At 29.1% G+C, this 18,998-nt stretch carries 22 protein-coding genes; 11 read left to right on the top strand and 11 right to left on the bottom strand.

The window, feature by feature from the left end; all coding sequences use genetic code 11:
- The first annotated feature begins 99 nt into the window (after positions 1-99).
- From L8W68_RS00330 to L8W68_RS00310, 5 genes are read left to right on the top strand one after another with little or no spacing between them, the layout of a single operon-like run.
- A complete protein-coding gene (locus L8W68_RS00330; protein ID WP_263674564.1) occupies positions 100-504 on the top strand; it encodes an Rrf2 family transcriptional regulator in 405 nt (134 codons plus the stop codon).
- Positions 497-2,656, top strand: coding sequence for a flagellar biosynthesis protein FlhA (gene flhA / locus L8W68_RS00325; RefSeq protein WP_263674563.1), 2,160 nt, complete (start codon positions 497-499; stop codon positions 2,654-2,656). The genes L8W68_RS00330 and flhA overlap by 8 nt, the downstream gene beginning before the upstream one ends.
- Positions 2,657-2,665: 9 nt before the next feature.
- Positions 2,666-3,718, top strand: coding sequence for a DHH family phosphoesterase (locus tag L8W68_RS00320; RefSeq protein ID WP_039618500.1), 1,053 nt, complete (start codon positions 2,666-2,668; stop codon positions 3,716-3,718).
- A complete protein-coding gene (locus tag L8W68_RS00315) occupies positions 3,702-3,938 on the top strand; it encodes a hypothetical protein (protein WP_263674562.1) in 237 nt (78 codons plus the stop codon). The genes L8W68_RS00320 and L8W68_RS00315 overlap by 17 nt, the downstream gene beginning before the upstream one ends.
- On the top strand, positions 3,935-4,564 hold the full coding sequence (locus L8W68_RS00310; protein WP_263674561.1) for a hypothetical protein: 630 nt from the start codon (positions 3,935-3,937) through the stop codon (positions 4,562-4,564). The genes L8W68_RS00315 and L8W68_RS00310 overlap by 4 nt, the downstream gene beginning before the upstream one ends.
- Here L8W68_RS00310 and L8W68_RS00305 read toward each other — a convergent pair.
- Positions 4,553-4,684 carry a hypothetical protein gene (locus tag L8W68_RS00305; RefSeq protein WP_256374638.1) on the bottom strand — a complete coding sequence of 44 codons (132 nt, stop codon included), beginning with the start codon at positions 4,682-4,684 and terminating at the stop codon, positions 4,553-4,555. The two genes, L8W68_RS00310 and L8W68_RS00305, sit on opposite strands and share 12 nt — an antisense overlap.
- Positions 4,685-4,924: 240 nt before the next feature.
- Here L8W68_RS00305 and L8W68_RS00300 point away from each other — a divergent pair, with 240 nt between their 5' ends.
- The 3 genes from L8W68_RS00300 to dnaK are packed head-to-tail and all read left to right on the top strand — an operon-like array spanning position 4,925 to position 8,098.
- Complete coding sequence (locus tag L8W68_RS00300; RefSeq protein WP_263674560.1) at positions 4,925-5,707, top strand: HrcA family transcriptional regulator; 783 nt, start codon at positions 4,925-4,927, stop codon at positions 5,705-5,707.
- Positions 5,704-6,213 (top strand): nucleotide exchange factor GrpE, encoded by a 510-nt coding sequence (gene grpE, locus L8W68_RS00295; RefSeq protein WP_263674559.1) that lies wholly within the window; start codon positions 5,704-5,706, stop codon positions 6,211-6,213. Before L8W68_RS00300 ends, grpE begins: the two co-directional genes overlap by 4 nt.
- A gap of 22 nt (positions 6,214-6,235) precedes the next feature.
- A complete protein-coding gene (gene dnaK, locus L8W68_RS00290) occupies positions 6,236-8,098 on the top strand; it encodes a molecular chaperone DnaK (protein WP_263674558.1) in 1,863 nt (620 codons plus the stop codon).
- A 31-nt stretch (positions 8,099-8,129) separates the two neighbouring features.
- On the opposite strand, the gene L8W68_RS00285 is transcribed toward dnaK, so the two are convergent.
- Genes L8W68_RS00285 through L8W68_RS00275 form a run of 3 tightly spaced genes read right to left on the bottom strand, consistent with a single transcriptional unit; the run spans position 8,130 to position 10,193 of the window.
- Entirely contained in the window at positions 8,130-8,783 is a 654-nt protein-coding gene (locus L8W68_RS00285) for a DNA/RNA non-specific endonuclease (protein ID WP_087685044.1), read from the bottom strand.
- Positions 8,780-9,223, bottom strand: a complete 444-nt coding sequence (locus tag L8W68_RS00280; protein ID WP_263674557.1) for a GatB/YqeY domain-containing protein — start codon at positions 9,221-9,223, stop codon at positions 8,780-8,782. The genes L8W68_RS00285 and L8W68_RS00280 overlap by 4 nt, the downstream gene beginning before the upstream one ends.
- Positions 9,224-9,233: 10 nt before the next feature.
- Positions 9,234-10,193, bottom strand: a complete 960-nt coding sequence (locus L8W68_RS00275; protein ID WP_263674556.1) for a Ppx/GppA family phosphatase — start codon at positions 10,191-10,193, stop codon at positions 9,234-9,236.
- A 55-nt stretch (positions 10,194-10,248) separates the two neighbouring features.
- On the opposite strand from L8W68_RS00275, the gene L8W68_RS00270 reads away from it, so the two are divergent.
- Genes L8W68_RS00270 through L8W68_RS00260 form a run of 3 tightly spaced genes read left to right on the top strand, consistent with a single transcriptional unit; the run spans position 10,249 to position 13,680 of the window.
- The gene (locus L8W68_RS00270) at positions 10,249-11,016 is read left to right on the top strand and encodes a pyridoxine 5'-phosphate synthase (protein WP_263674555.1); all 768 of its coding nucleotides are present in this window, start codon (positions 10,249-10,251) and stop codon (positions 11,014-11,016) included.
- Entirely contained in the window at positions 11,013-12,113 is a 1,101-nt protein-coding gene (pdxA, locus tag L8W68_RS00265) for a 4-hydroxythreonine-4-phosphate dehydrogenase (RefSeq protein ID WP_263674554.1), read from the top strand. The genes L8W68_RS00270 and pdxA overlap by 4 nt, the downstream gene beginning before the upstream one ends.
- Before the next feature lie 46 nt (positions 12,114-12,159).
- Complete coding sequence (locus tag L8W68_RS00260; RefSeq protein ID WP_263674553.1) at positions 12,160-13,680, top strand: inorganic phosphate transporter; 1,521 nt, start codon at positions 12,160-12,162, stop codon at positions 13,678-13,680.
- Here the strand turns inward: L8W68_RS00260 and mnmH are convergent.
- The 7 genes from mnmH to L8W68_RS00225 are packed head-to-tail and all read right to left on the bottom strand — an operon-like array spanning position 13,675 to position 18,928.
- Positions 13,675-14,658 carry a tRNA 2-selenouridine(34) synthase MnmH gene (gene mnmH / locus L8W68_RS00255; protein ID WP_263674552.1) on the bottom strand — a complete coding sequence of 328 codons (984 nt, stop codon included), beginning with the start codon at positions 14,656-14,658 and terminating at the stop codon, positions 13,675-13,677. The two genes, L8W68_RS00260 and mnmH, sit on opposite strands and share 6 nt — an antisense overlap.
- Entirely contained in the window at positions 14,651-15,139 is a 489-nt protein-coding gene (locus tag L8W68_RS00250) for an HIT family protein (RefSeq protein WP_263674551.1), read from the bottom strand. The genes mnmH and L8W68_RS00250 overlap by 8 nt, the downstream gene beginning before the upstream one ends.
- Complete coding sequence (locus L8W68_RS00245; protein ID WP_263674550.1) at positions 15,139-15,741, bottom strand: indole-3-glycerol-phosphate synthase TrpC; 603 nt, start codon at positions 15,739-15,741, stop codon at positions 15,139-15,141. The genes L8W68_RS00250 and L8W68_RS00245 overlap by 1 nt, the downstream gene beginning before the upstream one ends.
- A complete protein-coding gene (locus tag L8W68_RS00240; protein WP_263674549.1) occupies positions 15,726-16,961 on the bottom strand; it encodes a tetratricopeptide repeat protein in 1,236 nt (411 codons plus the stop codon). Before L8W68_RS00240 ends, L8W68_RS00245 begins: the two co-directional genes overlap by 16 nt.
- Positions 16,937-17,308: a YkgJ family cysteine cluster protein gene (locus L8W68_RS00235; RefSeq protein ID WP_263674548.1), complete on the bottom strand. Its 372-nt coding sequence runs from the start codon at positions 17,306-17,308 to the stop codon at positions 16,937-16,939. The genes L8W68_RS00240 and L8W68_RS00235 overlap by 25 nt, the downstream gene beginning before the upstream one ends.
- Entirely contained in the window at positions 17,298-17,990 is a 693-nt protein-coding gene (locus L8W68_RS00230; protein ID WP_263674547.1) for a tRNA1(Val) (adenine(37)-N6)-methyltransferase, read from the bottom strand. Before L8W68_RS00230 ends, L8W68_RS00235 begins: the two co-directional genes overlap by 11 nt.
- Positions 17,984-18,928, bottom strand: a complete 945-nt coding sequence (locus L8W68_RS00225; RefSeq protein WP_263674546.1) for an NAD(P)-binding domain-containing protein — start codon at positions 18,926-18,928, stop codon at positions 17,984-17,986. The genes L8W68_RS00230 and L8W68_RS00225 overlap by 7 nt, the downstream gene beginning before the upstream one ends.
- Positions 18,929-18,998: the final 70 nt, after the last annotated feature.

Genomic DNA, 18,998 nt, shown 5'->3' with positions numbered 1-18,998 from the left:
TATGAAATTTAATATTTATCGATACTTATTTTTGATATAATAAAAATTTTTATTAATAACCAAAAATAATATATTATATTTATAACTTGAAAGGAACAAATGTTATTTACCAAAGCTAGCGAATATGCTTTATTGTCTTTAATTCATATAGCAAAATCTCAAGAACCGCAAGATGTAGATACTATGTCAAACGTTTTGGATATACCAAAAAGTTTTTTAGCAAAAATTTTACAAGCTCTTGCTAAAGACGCACTTTTGAAATCTTATAAGGGTGCTAAAGGTGGATTTATGCTTGTTAAAAAGCCAAGTGAATATACTTTAAAAGAAATTATTAATAGCGTAGAGAAAAAATCTATTAATGTTTTTGAGTGTAGTAATGGAATTTGTCCTTCGCAAAAAGAAGAAAATTGTAAAATTATGCCTGTTTTAGTGAAACTTCAAAACAAGATAGATGATTTTTTAGTTTCTATTACTCTAGAGGATATTATTCAAAATAATGGCTAAAAGAGATATTTTTAGCTTAGTATTGCCTTGGATTGCTCCGCTTGTTGCACCTATTTTAAAGGCAAAGAGTCTAACTATAGTAGCTGTAATTATTGCAATTTTAGCAATTATTATAGTGCCTTTACCAAGTATAGTTTTAGACTTTTTTCTTGCTTTAAGTATTGCAATTTCAGTTTTAATTATTTTAATTTCTTTATATATTCCAAAACCTACAGATTTAACAACTTTTCCGACGTTGATTTTAATTATCACACTTTTTAGACTTTCACTTAATATTGCCACAACGCGTATGATTTTAAGTGAGGGTCATCAAGGTCCCACTGCTGTTAGTGATATAGTGGCAAGTTTTGGGGAATTTGTTGTTGGTGGTAATTATGTTATAGGTATGGTTGTTTTTTGTATTTTGGTTTTGATTAATTTTATGGTTGTAACTAAAGGTAGTACAAGGGTTTCTGAAGTTCAAGCAAGATTTACTCTTGATGCGATGCCAGGTAAGCAAATGGCTATTGATGCGGATTTAAATGCAGGTTTGATTGATGAAAAAACTGCACGCGCAAGACGCCAAGAAATCATAGCTGAAGCAAATTTTTATGGAGCAATGGATGGTTCTTCTAAATTTATAAAAGGAGACGCTGTTGCTGGGATTATCATTACTATTGTAAATTTAATTGGTGGGTTTATGATAGGTTATTTTCAGCATGATATGGAGCTTGGAGAATGTGCCTCAACTTATACTATATTAACAATAGGTGATGGACTTGTTTCTCAAATTCCTGGACTTATAACTTCAACAGCAACTGCAATTATTATTACGCGTGCTAGCAAAGATGAGGATAATTTTGCTGAAGGTTCTATTAATCAGCTTTTAGGAGAATACAAAACACTACTAATTGTAGGTTTTGTTTTGTTTATTTTTGCTTTAGTGCCTGGTTTACCACATTTTTCTTTAGGCTTTATGGCTTTAGTGTTTTTAGGACTTGGTTATATGATAAAACAAGTGCAAGAGGGTAAAATTCAAATTAATACAATTTCAGCTAAAAAATCCCAAGAAGCTGATGAGCAAGAGCAAACTAAACCTCAAAAACGCAGTGAGGAAGAAATTTTAAGAGAAGAAGAAAATAAAATCACAGATATTTTAAAATTAGAAATTTTAGAATTAGAATTAGGTTATGGACTTATCAAGCTAGCAGAAAGTGAATTAACAGAGCGTATTAGATCAACAAGACGCAATATAGCTCAAAGTTTAGGCTTTTTAATGCCTAAAATTAGAATTAGAGATAATTTACAATTAAAGCCTAATGAATATACTTTCAAGCTCAAAGGTGTGGGTATAGCTAGTGCTGAAATTTATCCTGATAAATATCTGGCTATGGATAGTGGATTTATCACTGAGCCTATCGAAGGTATAGCTACTAAAGAACCTGCTTTTAATTCTGATGCTTTATGGATAGAATCATCTTTAAAAGATGAGGCAACGTTAAATGGTTATATTGTAATTGATCCAGCAAGTGTGATTTCAACCCATATGAGCGAGCTTATAAAAGCTAATGCTTCAGAGCTTTTAACCAAACAAGAGGTTCAAAATTTATTGGATAAAATCAAAAATGATTATCCTATCGTGGTAGATGATTGTTTAAGAGTTGCTAGCATAGGTTTGATTCAAAAAGTTTTAAAAGCTTTACTTAAAGAACATATTCCTATTAAAGATATGCTTACAATTTTAGAATCAATTAGTGATATAGCTGAAGTAAGTAAGAGTTTGGATATGATTATTGAGCATGTAAGGGCCTCTTTAGCAAGAGCAATTACAAATTTATATGTGGATGAAAAAGGACAAATTAGCTTTTATATTTTTGATGCTGCTGCGGCTGCAAAATTAATGGAGCATGTGCAGTTTAAAGATGGTTCGTATCATTTAATGATAAATGTAGCTCAAACCGGCGCTTTGGTAGAAGCTTTAAAAGCTGAACTTGCAAGTGTGGCAAATACAAGAATTAAACCTTTCTTGCTTTGTGTTGAGCCACAACTTAGAAAATTTATCGCTGATATTTGTTCTAATTTTGGTATTAATATTACAGTTTTAAGTTTTGCTGAGATTGCAGAAAATACCAAATTTGAAACAGAAGGTATCATAAAAGTTGTTAATTTATAAAGGAAAAATATGAAAATTTATCATCTTTCACATACAGATTTAGATGGTTATGCTTGTCAGTATGTGCTAGATTTTTATTTTAAGAATTGTTATTTTTATAATTCTAATTATGGTAAAGAGATTAATGAAAATTTTAATGTGATTTTTAAAAATATAGAGGAAGATTTAAAGCAAAATCCTAATGAAGAATTTGTGATTTTAATCACGGATTTAAATTTAACTTTAAGTCAATGTGAAGATTTTCAAAAAGCTATAGAAGGTAAAAAAATCAAGCTTTTACTTTTAGATCATCATCAAAGTGGCTTAGAGTGTATGCAAAAATATCCTTGGTATTTTTTAGATGATAAAAGATGTGCTACTAAGATTGTTTATGATTTTTTTAGTAAATGTTATGGCGAAAATAAGGCTTTGTCAGAATTTGTAGATGTGGTAAATGCAGTAGATATTTGGTTGAGTGAAGATGAGAACTTTGAACTTGGAAAAGTATTACTTGGTATGGTTTCTGGAGCAAAAGAAATCAATAGAGTAATGTTTGCACAAGAAAATATCAAATATCTTTTTTATCTTTTTGATGTTTGTAGAAAATACATTCATCAAAAAAATGCTCATATTAATTTAGATGATGATTTGCATGGCTTAAAAAAATCTTTTTTTAAAAAAGAAAATGATGATACTTTAAGCAATTTAATTTCCAAATTTGTGGTAGAAAGACTAAGTGTAAATAAAGAAAAATTTAGTGTATTTTATAAAGGAAGTAAAGGTTTATTAACTTCAAATATAGGCAATACTTCTGTAATTGGAAATGATTTTTTAATGCAAAATCCCGATTTTGATTTTTTTGTTGATCTTAGTTCAAGAAAAACCTTAAGTTTTAGAGCAAATAATAAAATCGATGTGAGTTTGATGGCTAAAAGCTTGGTCAATGGGGGAGGGCATAAAAATGCTAGCGGTGGATTATTTGCTGCGTATAAAGATAGTTCTAATTATGATTTCATAAAAGCACAATTTGTAGATTTAATTAAAAGCAAAGAATTAAAGGAAAATAATGAAAACAAATCATGATTTTAAAGAAGAAATAGAAAATTTACAATATGAATTAAGCATAGTTTTAGAGGCAATGCTTTTGTTTGCTGGGGTAAAAAGAGCAAAATTAGAAAAAGCAATTGAGGTTTATATTGATTGTATTGATGAGGTTTGTCAAAATACTCAAAAAGAAGGAGTTGATGAGATCTTAGAAGTGGTAGAGTACTTAAAAATTCATCATAAAGATTTATTTGAATGAAAATTTTATTATTGCTTTTTATGGGAATTTTTTCTTATGCAAATATCTATGAAGATCTAAGTGATTTTGCTTACAATAAACAAAACACGCTAAATTTAAGCTCAAGTCAAGCTTTATTTTTAGAATACAAACAAAACAAACAAGCTTGTGTGGATATAGTGCTTGCTAAAAATAAGGCTTTCGTGGTTAAAATTTATCCACTGTGTGAAAATTTAAATGAAAAAAGTCTAAATGAATACTTAAATACGCAATTTATAAGTTTATACGCTAAAGATTTATCAAAACTAAGAAAAGAAATTGCTGATATTAAAAATATTATGCGTGATTTTATGATTTATTATACCTTACATCAATCTTTTGCAGATGAAATTAAGAAAATGAGTAAAAATGATAAATTACAAGCATATGAACTAGATGAGAAAAAAGGTGGAAAAATTCTTTACAAGGTTAATGATCAAACTTGTGTAGTTTTTGATTTGTATTTAGATGAAAATTTGCAAGCTAGTATGCAAGTAAGCGGAATGGAAAATTTGGATAAAACTTGTATGGAGTTAATCTCATCCCCTGATTTTAAAGACTTATCTTTCACAAAAGAGGGTATGAGAAAATATAAATTAAAAAACTAATCTAAAAAATCTTAAATAATATAACTTTAAAATTCTACTTAAAGCCATTTTTTTTCTTTCTATATTGGAAAACACATAAGCTTCAAGATCTTGCTTTTCTCTTAAAGTAAGATTTTTCATTATTGTAAACCTTTTAAAAAATATTGCTAGACGCAATTATATTATCTTTTCTTTTAAAAAAACTGAAAAATAAGTTTTTATATATTATATATAAATGGCTAAATAAACTTTAGTTATATAGACTAAATAATTTTAAATATTTTTATTTAAAAATAACTTGACATTATTATACTAAAGTTGTATAATTATTTTGTCACTTAAAAACATTGAGTGCTAAAATAAAAAATTTAAGGTTTTGTAGTGAAGTCTTATAGTAAAAAAGATTTAATTTTAAAAACCATCATTGAGACCTATCTAGAGGGTAATAATCCTGTGGGTTCTAATGAGTTAAATCATAAAGTAAGCATACCTGCTTCTACTATAAGAGTTTATTTTAAAAAATTAAGCGATGAGGGTGTATTAACACAACTTCATATTAGCAGTGGTCGCATACCAACTTTTAGTGCTATGAAGGCTTATTGGTATGAGCAACTTTGCGAAAATGAGATTGTAATTAATGATCTTGCTTTGCTAGAGTTTTTGCTTGATAAGTTTGAAATTTATACCTTAGTTTATGGTGGTGATGAGCTTATTTTGCAAGATATTACTAAGGTTAATGATAAATTTATCATACTTGATTTTGGACAAAATGAGTTGGTTTTAAGATTTAGCCAAGATAGTTTGATTTTCTTGCAAAGACTTATAGGGCTTGATCTAAAAAGTATTGAAAATTTAGCTTTTAGAGTTGAGTTTAAAGAGTTATTGGAAAAAATTGTCATGCTAAAAGAAGCTATGGTTTATTATAGATATAATGAGAGTAAGGCTTATCAAATTTATCAAAATGATGAATTTGCTAAGCTTTTATCTCCTCAAATTGGATTTTATTTTAATGATAAATTGCAATTTGATCCTTTGTTTGAAGAGGGTTTTATGGGGTTAAAGCTTAAGAGTACATTTTTAGGCAAAGAATCTAATGTGGTTTTTGCCGGTAGTGTGTATTCTGATTTTAAAACAATGTTAAATATTATAAAGGAGGCTGCGTGAGCGAAGAAAAGCAAAATGAGCAAATGCTAGAAGAAGCAGTGGAAAATTCAGAAAGTCAAAACAATGAATTAGAAAAACTTCAAGCAGAGTATAATGAGTTAAAAGATACTTATTTAAGAGCAAATGCTGAATTTGAAAATATCAAAAAAAGAATGGAAAAAGAAAAAATTTCAGCAACAATTTATGCAAATGAAAGTTTTGCTAAAGATTTGCTTGATGTAGTTGATGCATTAGAGGCGGCTATTAATGTAGAAGCTAATGATGAAATAAGTTTGAAAATCAAAGAAGGGGTTCAAAACACTTTAGACTTGCTTTTGAAAAAACTTGAAAAACATATGGTTAAAGTAATAGAAGCAGATGGTGAGTTTGATCCAAATTTACATGAAGCGATGTTTCATGTTGAAAGTGCTGATCATGAAAGCAATCATATCGTCCAAATTTTACAAAAGGGCTATATGATGAATGATAGAGTGATTAGATCAGCAAAAGTTAGTGTTGCAAAATAAAATTTAATAAAAAGGATAAAAAATGGCAAAAGTTATAGGTATAGATTTAGGTACAACAAATTCTTGTGTGAGTGTGTATGAAAGAGGTGAGAGTAAAGTTATCCCAAATAAAGAAGGTAAAAATACTACTCCTTCGGTAGTTGCTTTTACAGATAAAGGTGAAGTTTTAGTTGGAGATAGCGCTAAGCGTCAAGCGGTTACTAATCCTGAAAAAACTATTTATTCTATAAAAAGAATTATGGGTTTAATGATCAATGAAGAAGCAGCAAAAGAAGCTAAAAATCGCTTACCTTATCATATCACAGAGAGAAATGGGGCTTGTGCGATTGAAATAGCAGGTAAAATTTATACTCCACAAGAAATTTCAGCAAAAGTTTTAATGAAATTAAAAGAAGATGCAGAAGCTTTCTTAGGTGAAAAAGTAGAAGATGCGGTTATTACTGTTCCAGCGTATTTTAATGATGCACAAAGAAAAGCTACAAAAGAAGCAGGACAAATTGCAGGATTAAATGTATTAAGAATTATCAATGAACCAACTGCAGCAGCTTTGGCGTATGGACTTGATAAAAAAGAAAGTGAAAAAATTGTAGTTTATGATTTAGGTGGTGGTACATTTGATGTTACTGTGCTTGAAACAGGTGATAATGTTGTAGAAGTTTTGGCAACCGGTGGTAATGCATTTTTAGGTGGCGATGATTTTGATAATAAGTTAATCGACTTTTTAGCAAATGAGTTTAAAGATGAAACAGGTATTGATCTTAAAAACGATGTAATGGCTTTACAAAGATTAAAAGAAGCAGCTGAAAATGCTAAAAAAGAATTAAGTTCAGCTAATGAAACTAATATTAATTTACCATTTATCACAGCTGATGCAAGTGGTCCAAAACACTTAACTAAAACTCTAACAAGAGCTAAATTTGAAAGTATGATTGATGGCTTAGTTGCTGAAACTATTAGTAAGATTAACGAGGTAGTAAAAGATGCAGGACTTGATAAAAGTGAAGTAAAAGAAGTTGTTATGGTGGGTGGTTCTACTCGTGTCCCACTGGTACAAGAAGAAGTTAAAAAAGCTTTTGGAAAAGAGCTTAATAAATCAGTAAATCCTGATGAAGTTGTTGCAATAGGTGCGGCAATTCAAGGTGCGGTTATTAAAGGTGATGTTAAAGATGTATTATTGCTTGATGTTACTCCACTTTCTTTGGGTATTGAAACTTTAGGTGGGGTGATGACTAAAATCATCGAAAAAGGTACAACTATACCAACTAAAAAAGAGCAAGTTTTCTCAACTGCTGAAGATAATCAAAGCGCAGTTACTATCAATGTTTTACAAGGTGAGAGAGAATTTAGCCGTGATAATAAATCTTTAGGAAATTTCAATCTTGAAGGAATTCCACCAGCACCTCGCGGTATGCCACAAATTGAAGTAACTTTTGATATTGATGCAAATGGTATTTTAACAGTTAGTGCAAAAGATAAAGCTACAGGTAAAGCTCAAGAGATTAAAATCACAGGCTCAAGCGGACTAAGTGAAGAAGAAATCAACAACATGGTAAAAGATGCAGAGCTTCACAAAGAAGAAGATAGAAAACGCAAAGAAGCAGTAGAAGTTAGAAATGCTGCTGATAGCTTAGTGCATCAAGTAGAAAAATCTTTAAGTGAGCTTGGAGATAAAGTAGGCGATGATGATAAAGCAAATATTCAAAAAGCCTTAGATGAGTTAAAAGAGACATTGAAAAATGCTAATGCTTCTAAAGAAGAAATCGAAGGTAAAATGAAAGCTTTAAGTGAAGTTTCTCATAAATTAGCAGAAAATATGTATAAAAAAGAAGAACCAAACACTCAAAAGAAAAAAGACGATGATGTAATCGATGCTGAAGTTGAGTAAAAACTAAACTAGAAGCCTTGTTGCTTCTAGTTTAATCAATATATTTTTTACAATCTTCCTTAAAATAATTTCTATCAAATCTTGCAAAATTATCATTATTTGGCACTTTATAACATTCGCTGAAATTTTTAGCCTTAAGAATTTTGACATAAAAACTAGGAATGGCTATATTGTTTTTAATGTGTTTTGGTTTATCATCATAAAGTACTAAATTTAAGACTTCTAATTCTTTATTTTTCTTTGCTAAATATCTTTCTCTTTGTTCGATTTCATTCCAAATTTCTGCATTAATATCTTTTTTTTGCGGAGTGATATTGCTCATTAAAAAAGTGCTAAGTTGAGCTTGTGGGGTTGCATTCATGGATTGATTTGGCACGACATGCCCTCTTGTATAACCACTTCTTAGATAATCCTCCCAATAAGTTCTGTATTTTTTAGGTATATTTGTATCTTCTTGAAATCTTGGGCGTTTTTTGATGTGTCCTTGATTTAAAATTTTAGCTTCTAGTTTATAGGCAATAGCCTTAGTGCCTTTATAATTATAATCATAACAATTAATATAATAATATTTATCCATCAATAAAGAGCAGTCTTTAAAATAAGCTTTAAAGCTAGGATGCAATTCATATTGAGTATAAGCAAAAGAGCTTAAAGCTAAGGCGCAAAGTGTTAAAACTTTTTTCATGCTAAAAGCTTTCTTACCATTTCGTTAAGTCTTTTACCATCAACGCTTGCGCCAAAAGCTGCTTTAGCTTCTTTCATCAAAATACCTTGTTCTTTTAAAGAGCTAATTTGTAATTTATCTATAAGTTTTTTTAGCTCATTTTCTAATTCCTCATCGCTAAGTTGTTTTGGTAAATAAGCACTTAAAATAGCTACTTCTTGGAGTTCTTTTTGTGCTAAATCTTCTCTAGAGCCTTTAGAAAAAGCCAAAGCTGCTTCATTTCGTTTTTTAATCTCGCTTGCAATGATTTTATATATTCTTTCATCACTAAGCGTAATTCTCTCATCAACTTCTACTTGTTTAAAGCTAGCATTAAGCGTTCTTAAAGTGTTTCTTTTAAAATCATCTTTATTACGCATAGCTTCTTTAATATCTTCTAAAATTTGATCTTTTAAACCCATTTTTTCTCCTTTAAAATTTGATATTTTTAAAATGTGCTATACACACACCTTCTCTAACACCATCATCAATTACAATGAGCTTTTGCTTATTAAATAAAGCAAAAAGTATCATTGAGCCTGCTATGAGGTATTTTTTTCTATTTTCCCCAAGATAAATTTTAGCTTTTTCTTGTTCTAAATTCCAAATTTTTAAAGCAAAATCAAAAAAATCTTTGCGTTTGAGTATTTTGCCATTTACATTTTCTTCTAGGTAATCTTTGTATTTTATGTTTTGTTTATAAGCACAAAGTGTGGTGGGTACTCCTGAATTTAATATGAAAAAATTTCCTTTTAATTTTATATCTTTACTAAGATTAAAAGCTTTTAGGGCAAGTTGTTTTAAATGCGCAGGGTAGGGGCTTAGATGAATTTTTAATTTTTCATCTTTAATACGTGCAAGATTTTGTGGATATTTTTTAAAAAATCTTACATAAGCACTTGGTTTTATGGCTTTAAAATGCATTCTTTCATAAAAACTAATAATTCCAAAATCATAACTTTTACTAAACTTTTCATTTGAAATTTCACAAGAAGCACCGCCTAAATCACAATAGTTTAGGTCTTTTCTAAAAAGCTTAAGAGCTTTAAGACGCTCTTGCATACCTAAAATGCTTAGTTTTGCTTCGGTTTTTGCATCGATTAATTTTACATCAAGTTTAAATTCTTTTTGAATTTTTTCAAAAATAAACTCAGTATTTTTTGCTTTTCTAAAAGCAGCTGTTGCGACTGCTTTGGCTTGACTTAAATCATAGTTTTTTTCTTTTAAGATTTTTAAAGCGCTAAAAATTCTTTCTATGGCTTCATCGTTAATGGTGTCATTTTGCATATTTTTAGCTGCACCTATGATAAATTCTTCGCTTTTTAATTTATTAAAATTCTCATCCATTAAAACAACTCTTAATGTATTTGAACCCATATCAATACCTAGCACTAGCTCTCCTTAAAAAATTTAAAGTATAATAGCAAAAAACTTATAAGGAAAACTTATGCTTTTAGGGGTTAATATCGATCATATAGCAGTTTTAAGAGAAGCTAGAAAAGTAAATGATCCTGATTTACTTGAAGCTGCTATTTTGAGTGCAAATTTAGCTGATCAAATCACTATCCATGTGAGAGAAGATCGTCGCCATGCTAATGAGTTTGATTTAGAAAATATTTTAAAATATTGCAAATGTGTAGTGAATTTAGAATGCTCTATTGATATGATAGAGTATGCTTTAAAATACAAACCCTCGCGCGTTACTTTAGTACCTGAAAAAAGACAAGAGCTTACAACAGAAGGTGGTTTAAATTTAGATAATGAAAAACTACAAGAAACTATTAGTGCTTTAAAGCAAGAGCAAATCGAAGTTTCTTTATTTATTGATCCTAATTTAGAAGATATTAATAAATCATCTTCTTTAAATGCTGATTTTATAGAGCTTCATACAGGATTGTATGCTAATATTTATAATGCATTATATACTAATATCAATCAAACTTCCTATGCATTGCCTGAATTAATTTTAAGCAAAAATGAACTCAAAAATCTTTTAGAAAATGAACTCCAAAGATTAAGACAAAGTGCAAGTTTGGCTAAGAGTTTAAATTTAAGAGTGGCAGCTGGACATGGACTTAATTATAAAAATGTAAAAAATATTGTAGATATTTTAGAAATAGAAGAGTTAAATATAGGACAAAGCATAGTAGCAAGATCGGTTCTTGTAGGCTTAGAAAAAGCTATATTGCAAATGAAAGCTTTGATTAAAAGATGAAAAAAATTGCTATTAGTATAGGGGATTTAAATGGCATAGGTATGCAAATTTTATTATCTTGTCATGATGAGCTAGTAAAAATTTGCGAGCCTTATTATTTTGTGCATTATGAATTATTTCAAAAAGCAAATAAACTTTTGAAAATAAATCCTAAATCTAAAATCAATTTAGTTGAAATTTCTAATGCTTCAAAACCACAATTTAGTTTTAAAGAAGAAAAAGAAAATTTTTTAATTTATGAGTTTTCATATCAAGCTAGTAAAATTATTGATTTTGATTTTGAGTTAAATCCTGCGAATTTAGACGCTAAAAGTGGGGTTTATTCTTTTTTAAGTTTTGAAGGAGCTAGTTATTGCACGCATTTGTTTTTAGATGCTTTGGTAACTTTACCGATTAATAAAAAGACTTGGCAAATGGGGGGAGTGAGTTATAAAGGTCATACTGAGGCACTAAGAGATTTTTTCAAACAAGATGCTATTATGATGTTAGGGTGTGATGAGCTTTTTGTGGCTTTATATACTGAGCATATGGCTTTAAGAGATGTTTATAAAGAGATTAAGGCTTTTGAGCTTGCGCAATTTTTAATTAATTTTTATCAATGCACTTTATTTGAAAAAATTGGAGTTTTGAGTTTTAACCCTCATGCAAGTGATAATGGCGTAATAGGCGGAGAAGAAGAGCAGGAAATAAAAAAAGCTATAAGAATGGCAAATGTATTTTTAAAAGATTGTGCGTTAAATTTGCAAAATTTAGAAAATGAAGATTTTTTAAGTCAAAAAGAAAAAGAACTTTCTTGTAAGGAAAATATTTATTTAAGTGAGCCTTTGGTGGCTGATAGTGCTTTTACTCCTTTTGCGTTAAGTAAATGCAAGTATTTAGTGAGTATGTACCATGATGTAGGCTTAGCTCCTTTAAAGGCTTTGTATTTTGAAAAAAGTATTAATGTGAGTTTAAATTTACCTATAATTCGCACTAGTGTTGATCATGGTACAGCTTATGATAGGGCTTATAAAAATGAAAAAATAAACTTACAAAGTTATATGCAAGCAGTGAAATCTGCTTTGCAATTTTTAAAGATCAAAGAAAAAACTAAGTAAAAGTTACTAAAATTAATTCATTAAAATAAATTCTTAAGGAGAATGCTTGAGTAAAGATAATGCTATTGCATTTTTTATTTTTATTGTGAGTGTTTTATGCTTTTTTGTTTGGGGATATAATTATATTCCTAATAATTCCATGATATTATTTATCCTTGCTAGTGTATTTGGTATTTTCATGGCCTTTAATGTTGGTGGTAATGATGTAGCAAATTCATTTGGTACTAGCGTGGGAGCTAAAACAGTTACTATAAAACAAGCTTTGATTATTGCAGCGGTATTTGAATTAAGCGGGGCTGTGTTTGCAGGTGGGGAAGTAACAAATACTATAAGAAGTGGTATAGTAGTTTTACCTGATGGAATTAATCCTATGGTGTTTGTATGCGTAATGCTCTCAGCTTTATTAAGTTCAGGAATTTGGCTTTTTGTGGCGACTAAAAAAGGACTTCCAGTTTCTACTACTCATAGTATTATAGGAGGTATTGTAGGTTCAAGTATTGCTATGGGCTTTGTATTTTTTGATCAAGATCAAGCATTAACTATGGTAAATTGGAATGGTATTTATAAAATAGCTATGAGTTGGGTTATTTCGCCTTTGCTTGGCGGGCTTGTGGCATATTTAATTTATGCTTATATTTATAAAAAAATCTTAAAGCCATCAGAGGAAATAACTCTTGTGGTAAAAGAAATTAAAAAAGAAAAAAAAGCATTTAAAGAAGAATATTTTAAAAATTTAAAAAACAAAAGCCAAGAAGAGCAAATCAAAGAACTTAGCGCTATTGTTTTAGATGATGATGAAAAAAGAAGTGAATATAAGTTAAAAATCAAAGAATTAAAAGAAAAAGAAAAAAACATAGATGTTTTCTCAAGAATGAAATTTCATGTTCCTTTAATAGCAGGTGTAGGTGCATTGACTATTGCTTCTATGTTTTTATTTAAGGGTTTAAATAATGTTTCTACTTTAGATGTAATGCAAAATTTATGGATAGTTTCGATTATTTCTATTTTTGCTTATATTGTTACTTTAGCGGTTGTGAGATTGATGAAAAAAACTCAGGTTAATAAGACTATAGAAAAGATTTTTTCGTGGTTTCAAATTTTTACTGCTTCAAGTTTTGCTTTTTCACATGGAGCTAATGATATAGCTAATGCTCTTGGACCATTTGCTGCTATTTTAGATGTACTTAAAAACAACACCATTAATCCTAGCTCACCAGTTCCTTTTGCTGTAATGCTTATGTTTGGTATAGCTTTAGTTATTGGACTTTGGTTTTTGGGTAAAGAAGTTATTCAAACTGTGGGTTCAAAACTTGCTGAAATTAAACCAACAACAGGCTTTAGTGCTGAACTTGGCGCAAGTATTGTTATACTTTTAGCTACCCAACTTGGAATTCCAGTTAGCTCAACCCATATTTTAATCGGTGCTATTTTAGGTATAGGGGTATTTAATAAAGATGCTAAATGGGCTATGATGAAACCTATTGGTTTAGCATGGGTGATTACTTTACCAGTTGCTGGAATTCTTTCAAGTATTATTTTTATTATCTTTGTAAACACAATCTTATGAGTTTAAACTCATAAGATGTTTTTTAGCTTCATCTAAATTAGAACTATTGATAAAATAATCAATTTTTGAAGGTTTTTTATATACTTTATCATAATATTCAAAAAGCATTTTTACACAAAGTTCTAAATTGTTTTCTTCATAATTTTGACAAAGTCTTAATTTAAAATCCTTGCTGATATAAGGTGATATTTTTTCAACACATTGATAAAATACTTTTTTATCCATTGGAGTATAGTTTTTTAAAACTCTTTGAATGCGTAAATTCGTGTCACATTCACACCAAATTTTCTTAGCTTTTTGCATGCTATTGTATAAATTTAGCGGGATAGTTAAATTTCCAATTTGTCTGCTTTCAGCTTCTATAAAACAAGTTTTATAAGTATAATCTTTTAAAAAATAAAACAATTCATCTTCAAAGGCTTTTTGGCTTGGTTGTTCTCCATAAATTTTACCAAAACTTGATCCTTGATGATTAGCAAGTTTTTCTAAATTTAAAGCATTATCTAAAGTTTGGATTAAATCACTTTTGCCACTTGCTGTATTACCACAAAGACATAAAAACTCAATATTTAAATCTTTTCTAAAAAACTCACTCACATAACTTCTATAAGCTTTATATCCACCTTCTAATCTTGCAACCCTATAACCAAGTTCAGCTAAGATTAAAGCAATAGCTTTTGATCTTTTACCACCTCTTGCGCAATAAATTCCCACCAAAGAGCCTATTTTATAATTTTGATAAATTTTATTAATATGCTCGCTCATATTTTTACAAATATAACTTGCGCCTTTTGCTTTAGCTAAGCCTTTGTTTTTCTTATAAAGCGTGCCTATTTCTTCAAATTCATTATCATTGAGTGCGTAGTAATTTTGCGCAGATTTTATATGAGCAAGTTTGTATTCTTTGGGACTTCTTGCATCAATTAAAAGATCAAAATTAAATTTTAAAAAATTTTCAAAATCAACTTCTTTATACATAGTCTTTAAAAGCTTTACATAAGGTGGTATAAACTTTTTCCAAATCGCTCCCGCAAACTCTAGTTTGTCCTATGGTAGTGATAAAATTTGTATCGCCTTGCCATCTTGGGATTAAATGATAATGACAATGTGGTGCTATGCCAGCTCCTGCTGCACTGCCTAAATTCATACCTATATTAACACCCTTAGCGTGAAAGTTTTCTTTTAAAATTTTAACTCCAATACGCACAAAATGGCTAATTTCTAGCCATGTATCATCATTTAAATCTTCTATATTTTCTAAATGCTCATAAGGGATAATCATAAAATGACCCGGACTATAAGGGTACTTATTCATAATGCCAAAACATTCTTTAGCTCTAAAAATCACCCCAAGTTTTTCATCTTCATTAAGTTCATGCTTACAATGACAAAAAGGGCAAAATTTTTTATCTTTATTGTTAAAATAAACATCCCTCCAAGGTGCGTATAAATACTCCATCAATTCTCCTTTATGCAAGCATGTAGATTTTTAATATTTTTACTTATAAGAGCTTTGTTTTTTGGTATCAAAGGTAATAGCTTTTCATCTTCTAATAAAAAAATTCTAGCTCCTGCTAAAATAGCATTATTAAGATCGCTTTTGCTCTCAAGGTAAAAAATGGCCTCTAAGCCAAGATGTATTGCAAAATTATAAAGTTTTTTTAGTTGCATAGTTTTTAGCATTTTGGGAAATACAATAAACGCATCAGCCCCATATACTAAGCTTTCTAAAATTTGATATTCATCAAAAATAAAATCAAATTGTACAATAGGTTTTTCATGATAGCGTCTAAAAAGACTTAAATTTTGTATGTCTTGATTAAGCAAAGGACTTGTTGGTAAGATGATGGCATCAAAATTTTCATGATTAAAATTTAAATCTTTAGAATATAAAAAATGTGAAAGTTTTCCTTCAAGTAAAAGTGTATAAATATCTTTAGGATAAAAGGCGTTAGAAGCTAGACTTCTGCCTAGCATATCATAAGGAAAAATTTCTTTTTTACTTTCAAGAATTTTTTGTGTTTTTGAAAAATGATTTTTTAAATCTATTGTTTTAAACATTTTTCGATAGCCTTTAAATGCTCTTTGCTTTCATCTGAGCTTGAAAATTCTTTATCATGCAGTGTTTTTTGCAAAATTTCATAAGCCTTTTTGCAATCTTTAAGTTTATAATACCCCCAAGCTAAAGAATCAAGATAATAAAGATTTTGTGGTTCTTGTTCAAGCGCCCAGCCTACTAGTTCCATACCTTTGGCTATATCAATATCATATTCAATTAAAGCATAGCCATAGTAGTTTTGATATAAAGCATCACTGCGCACATCTACACTTTGTTCAAATTTTTTCATGATAGAGGCTAGAATTTTTGGATCCGTGACTTTTTTACTTTTAGGATCCATATGAATTTCAAATTCCAAAACACCTGCCATAGAAAGATATTTTTTATCTTTACTAAGTTCATAATGTTTTAAAGCTATTTCGTAAGCTTTTTTATAATCTTTTGTTTGTGTATATAAGAAAATTTTAGTATCAGGATCTATGTTATATTTTTGGGTTAAATTTAGAGCCTGAGTATAATTTTTTTCTTGCACTAGTAATTCTATCATAGCGTAGATGTATTTAATGTCATTGTTGAGTTTATATAGCTTTTCAAGGGTTTGAATACTTGCTTTATGATCTTTTTGTTCTTGATAAATTTTTAAAAGTAGGGTGCATGTTTTAAGGGTGCATTGTGAACTTTTTACAAATTCTTCTAAGGCCTTTTTAGCTTGGTTGATATTTTTATTTTTGATATTAATTTCAACTATTTTAAGCAATAAATTTTCATGTTCAAAAAGCTTATAAGCAAGATTGTATTGCTCTAAAGCTTTAGTATATAAAGCTTTTTTGGCAAAAATATCGCCTAATATTTCATAATTTCTATAATCTTGTTCTTCTTTAATGAGTTTATAAAGTATAGCTTCAGCTTGTTTATAATCTCCTATTTCAAAAAAATATAAAGCATTTAATCTTGCAATAGCTGTGTGTTCTAAAAAGTCTTTAGAAGCTTTTAAAAGCTCATCTTTTTGTTTTAAATTGGCACTTAAAGCTAAAAGTAAAGCCTTTTGCAAATAAATACTTTCATTATTTTCATGAAATAAATTTGTATAAATATCACATGCTTTTTGAAATTGCCCATGCTCTTCATAAATAAGTGCTTGTAGGATTTTATCTTCACCTTTAGCTAAAGCAAGGCTTGTTAGGATAAAAACTATAATTAGTGAAAGCAAACCCCTATACATTCTTTTTTTAACTCCTCTTTGTGTGTTTTAAAATACTCCCAAAATGGAAAAGTTCTACATTGTTTTGGTCTATGCTTGTAAATTAAACATTTTTTATACATTGTATCAAAAAAAATACAACGGTAGCCATTTTCATACTTTGCTTCTTTAAAGCTATATTTAAATCCAACTTTGATGAGGTATTGTTCTTTAAAGGCTTCAAAGTTTAAATTTAAAAAACTAGCAATAGCTTCTAGTTCTTCTTTGCTAGCATAGATATACCCACTTTCTCCAGTGCAACATTTTCCGCCGCATTTTTCACAAGCACTTTCATCAAAAGAATAATCAAAACCTTTTTCACACATCATAGCTTATAGTTCCTGTATTTTCATAAATTTCACTAATTTTTGGATTTAAAATGTCATTTTCATACATAAAAAGTGTAGGCATTATAGCGCAAGAACTTTTGCTATTTTTTTTAATATGCATTAAAACAAGTCTTGCGTTAGTTTGTGCATTAGTATGAACACATTGAAGTGAAACTAGTTTTAATTTAAAATGTTTTAAATAAGCGCAAATTTCATCCAAAAAACTTGCCTCATAGCACATAAAAAAACTACCATTTGGCTTGATAAAAGTATTTATTTTAGCAAACATCTTCTCAAGTGGCATAAATTCTTGATATCTTGATATGCATAAATGCAAATCTTGGCTTTTTTGTGTATTTTTTTTATAAAATGGAGGATTAGAGATCAAAAAATCAAATTTTATATCACTTTTATAGTTTAAAAAATCTTCGCAAATGCCTTGAATTTCAAGTTTATTTTCTTTGGCATTTTTATAACTTAGTTTGATATTTTGCTCTTGGATATCTAGTAGATAAACATTTGAATTTGGAAATCTTTGCTTTATTAAAAGTCCTAAAATTCCACAACCACATCCTATATCAAGGATATTTCCTTTTAAATTATATTTAGATAAAAAGTCAAAAAGCAAAAGGCTATCATTATTATAGCGATAGCCTTTTGAATATTGAAAGAGTTTTAGCATTTATAAAGATGATCGCAGATTTTAAATGAATCATTTAAACCCACTACAATAGAAGCTCCGTTTTTACTCGCTATATCACCTGCTACGAATAATCCTTTTACATTGCTTTCTTTATTTTCATCAAAGCTTGGCACACCTTTTTCATCAACTTCTATAGAGCATTTTTGTAAGAAATCAAGTGGAGTTGAACCGCCAATAGCATAAATGATACGATCATAAATTTCATTTGTGTCATTAGTAAAATTTACTTTAGCTTTACCGCTTTCATCTTCAATGCTAGTTATATCTATGCCAAGTTTTGCTTTTACACTACCTTGTTCAAAAGCTTTTTGAATATCCTCTAGATTAATATCGTTTAATCTTGAGAAAGTTTCTCTTCTATAGCAAAGCGTCACATCATTGTTTTTAGCTAAATCTATAGCGTATTCTGCTGCTGAATTTCCACCACCTACAACTAAGATTTTTTCACCTTGGCTTGCTGAATTTGCATTAAAATTGATGATTTTTGTTAAAGTTATAGGTAAAGTATAGCTTGGTTTATTCGGTTTACCCATTCTACCTATGGCAATAACTGCATTTTTACAAATATAATTTTCATTTGCAGTGCTAACGATGAAATTTTCTCCATCTTTTTTAACACTTTCAACTTCACTAGAAAGCTTTACTTCAAGATTATGCTCTTTGATAGCATTTTGGAAAGTTTCTATCGTACTTTCTCTAGTTCCATCTTCAAAATTTATATGCCCGTGATTTGTGCTATCACAACCTTTATAAGCTTTATCTACTCTTTTGCCTTCTTTGTAAAATTTTACTAAGGTTTGACAAATCACATCAGTTTTTTCTAAAACAATAACTTCTTTATTTTTTATTTTAGCTTCTACTCCCGCTGCAATACCTGCAGGGCCAGCACCAATAACTACCATATCAAAAATTTTCATTATTTCCCTTTTTAATATTTTTAATGTGTAAATGTATCAAAAAAATGATAATGAAATATAAAAACTTTAG

Source organism: Campylobacter sp. FU_497, from assembly GCF_025772425.1.
Classification (GTDB): Bacteria; Campylobacterota; Campylobacteria; order Campylobacterales; family Campylobacteraceae; genus Campylobacter_D; species Campylobacter_D lari_C.
The sequence above is the reverse complement of the archived record's forward strand: the minus strand, read 5'-3'. Positions and strand labels throughout refer to the sequence as shown.

Bases quoted from the DNA above. Each gene is read 5' to 3' on its own strand.
- L8W68_RS00330 (WP_263674564.1), top strand. From the start codon at position 100: ATGTTATTTACCAAAGCTAGCGAATATGCTTTATTGTCTTTAATTCAT.
- flhA (WP_263674563.1), top strand. From the start codon at position 497: ATGGCTAAAAGAGATATTTTTAGCTTAGTATTGCCTTGGATTGCTCCG.
- L8W68_RS00320 (WP_039618500.1), top strand. From the start codon at position 2,666: ATGAAAATTTATCATCTTTCACATACAGATTTAGATGGTTATGCTTGT.
- L8W68_RS00315 (WP_263674562.1), top strand. From the start codon at position 3,702: ATGAAAACAAATCATGATTTTAAAGAAGAAATAGAAAATTTACAATAT.
- L8W68_RS00310 (WP_263674561.1), top strand. From the start codon at position 3,935: ATGAAAATTTTATTATTGCTTTTTATGGGAATTTTTTCTTATGCAAAT.
- L8W68_RS00305 (WP_256374638.1), bottom strand. From the start codon at position 4,684: ATGAAAAATCTTACTTTAAGAGAAAAGCAAGATCTTGAAGCTTATGTG.
- dnaK (WP_263674558.1), top strand. From the start codon at position 6,236: ATGGCAAAAGTTATAGGTATAGATTTAGGTACAACAAATTCTTGTGTG.
- L8W68_RS00285 (WP_087685044.1), bottom strand. From the start codon at position 8,783: ATGAAAAAAGTTTTAACACTTTGCGCCTTAGCTTTAAGCTCTTTTGCT.
- L8W68_RS00280 (WP_263674557.1), bottom strand. From the start codon at position 9,223: ATGGGTTTAAAAGATCAAATTTTAGAAGATATTAAAGAAGCTATGCGT.
- L8W68_RS00270 (WP_263674555.1), top strand. From the start codon at position 10,249: ATGCTTTTAGGGGTTAATATCGATCATATAGCAGTTTTAAGAGAAGCT.
- pdxA (WP_263674554.1), top strand. From the start codon at position 11,013: ATGAAAAAAATTGCTATTAGTATAGGGGATTTAAATGGCATAGGTATG.
- mnmH (WP_263674552.1), bottom strand. From the start codon at position 14,658: ATGTATAAAGAAGTTGATTTTGAAAATTTTTTAAAATTTAATTTTGAT.
- L8W68_RS00250 (WP_263674551.1), bottom strand. From the start codon at position 15,139: ATGGAGTATTTATACGCACCTTGGAGGGATGTTTATTTTAACAATAAA.
- L8W68_RS00245 (WP_263674550.1), bottom strand. From the start codon at position 15,741: ATGTTTAAAACAATAGATTTAAAAAATCATTTTTCAAAAACACAAAAA.
- L8W68_RS00240 (WP_263674549.1), bottom strand. From the start codon at position 16,961: ATGTATAGGGGTTTGCTTTCACTAATTATAGTTTTTATCCTAACAAGC.
- L8W68_RS00235 (WP_263674548.1), bottom strand. From the start codon at position 17,308: ATGATGTGTGAAAAAGGTTTTGATTATTCTTTTGATGAAAGTGCTTGT.
- L8W68_RS00230 (WP_263674547.1), bottom strand. From the start codon at position 17,990: ATGCTAAAACTCTTTCAATATTCAAAAGGCTATCGCTATAATAATGAT.
- L8W68_RS00225 (WP_263674546.1), bottom strand. From the start codon at position 18,928: ATGAAAATTTTTGATATGGTAGTTATTGGTGCTGGCCCTGCAGGTATT.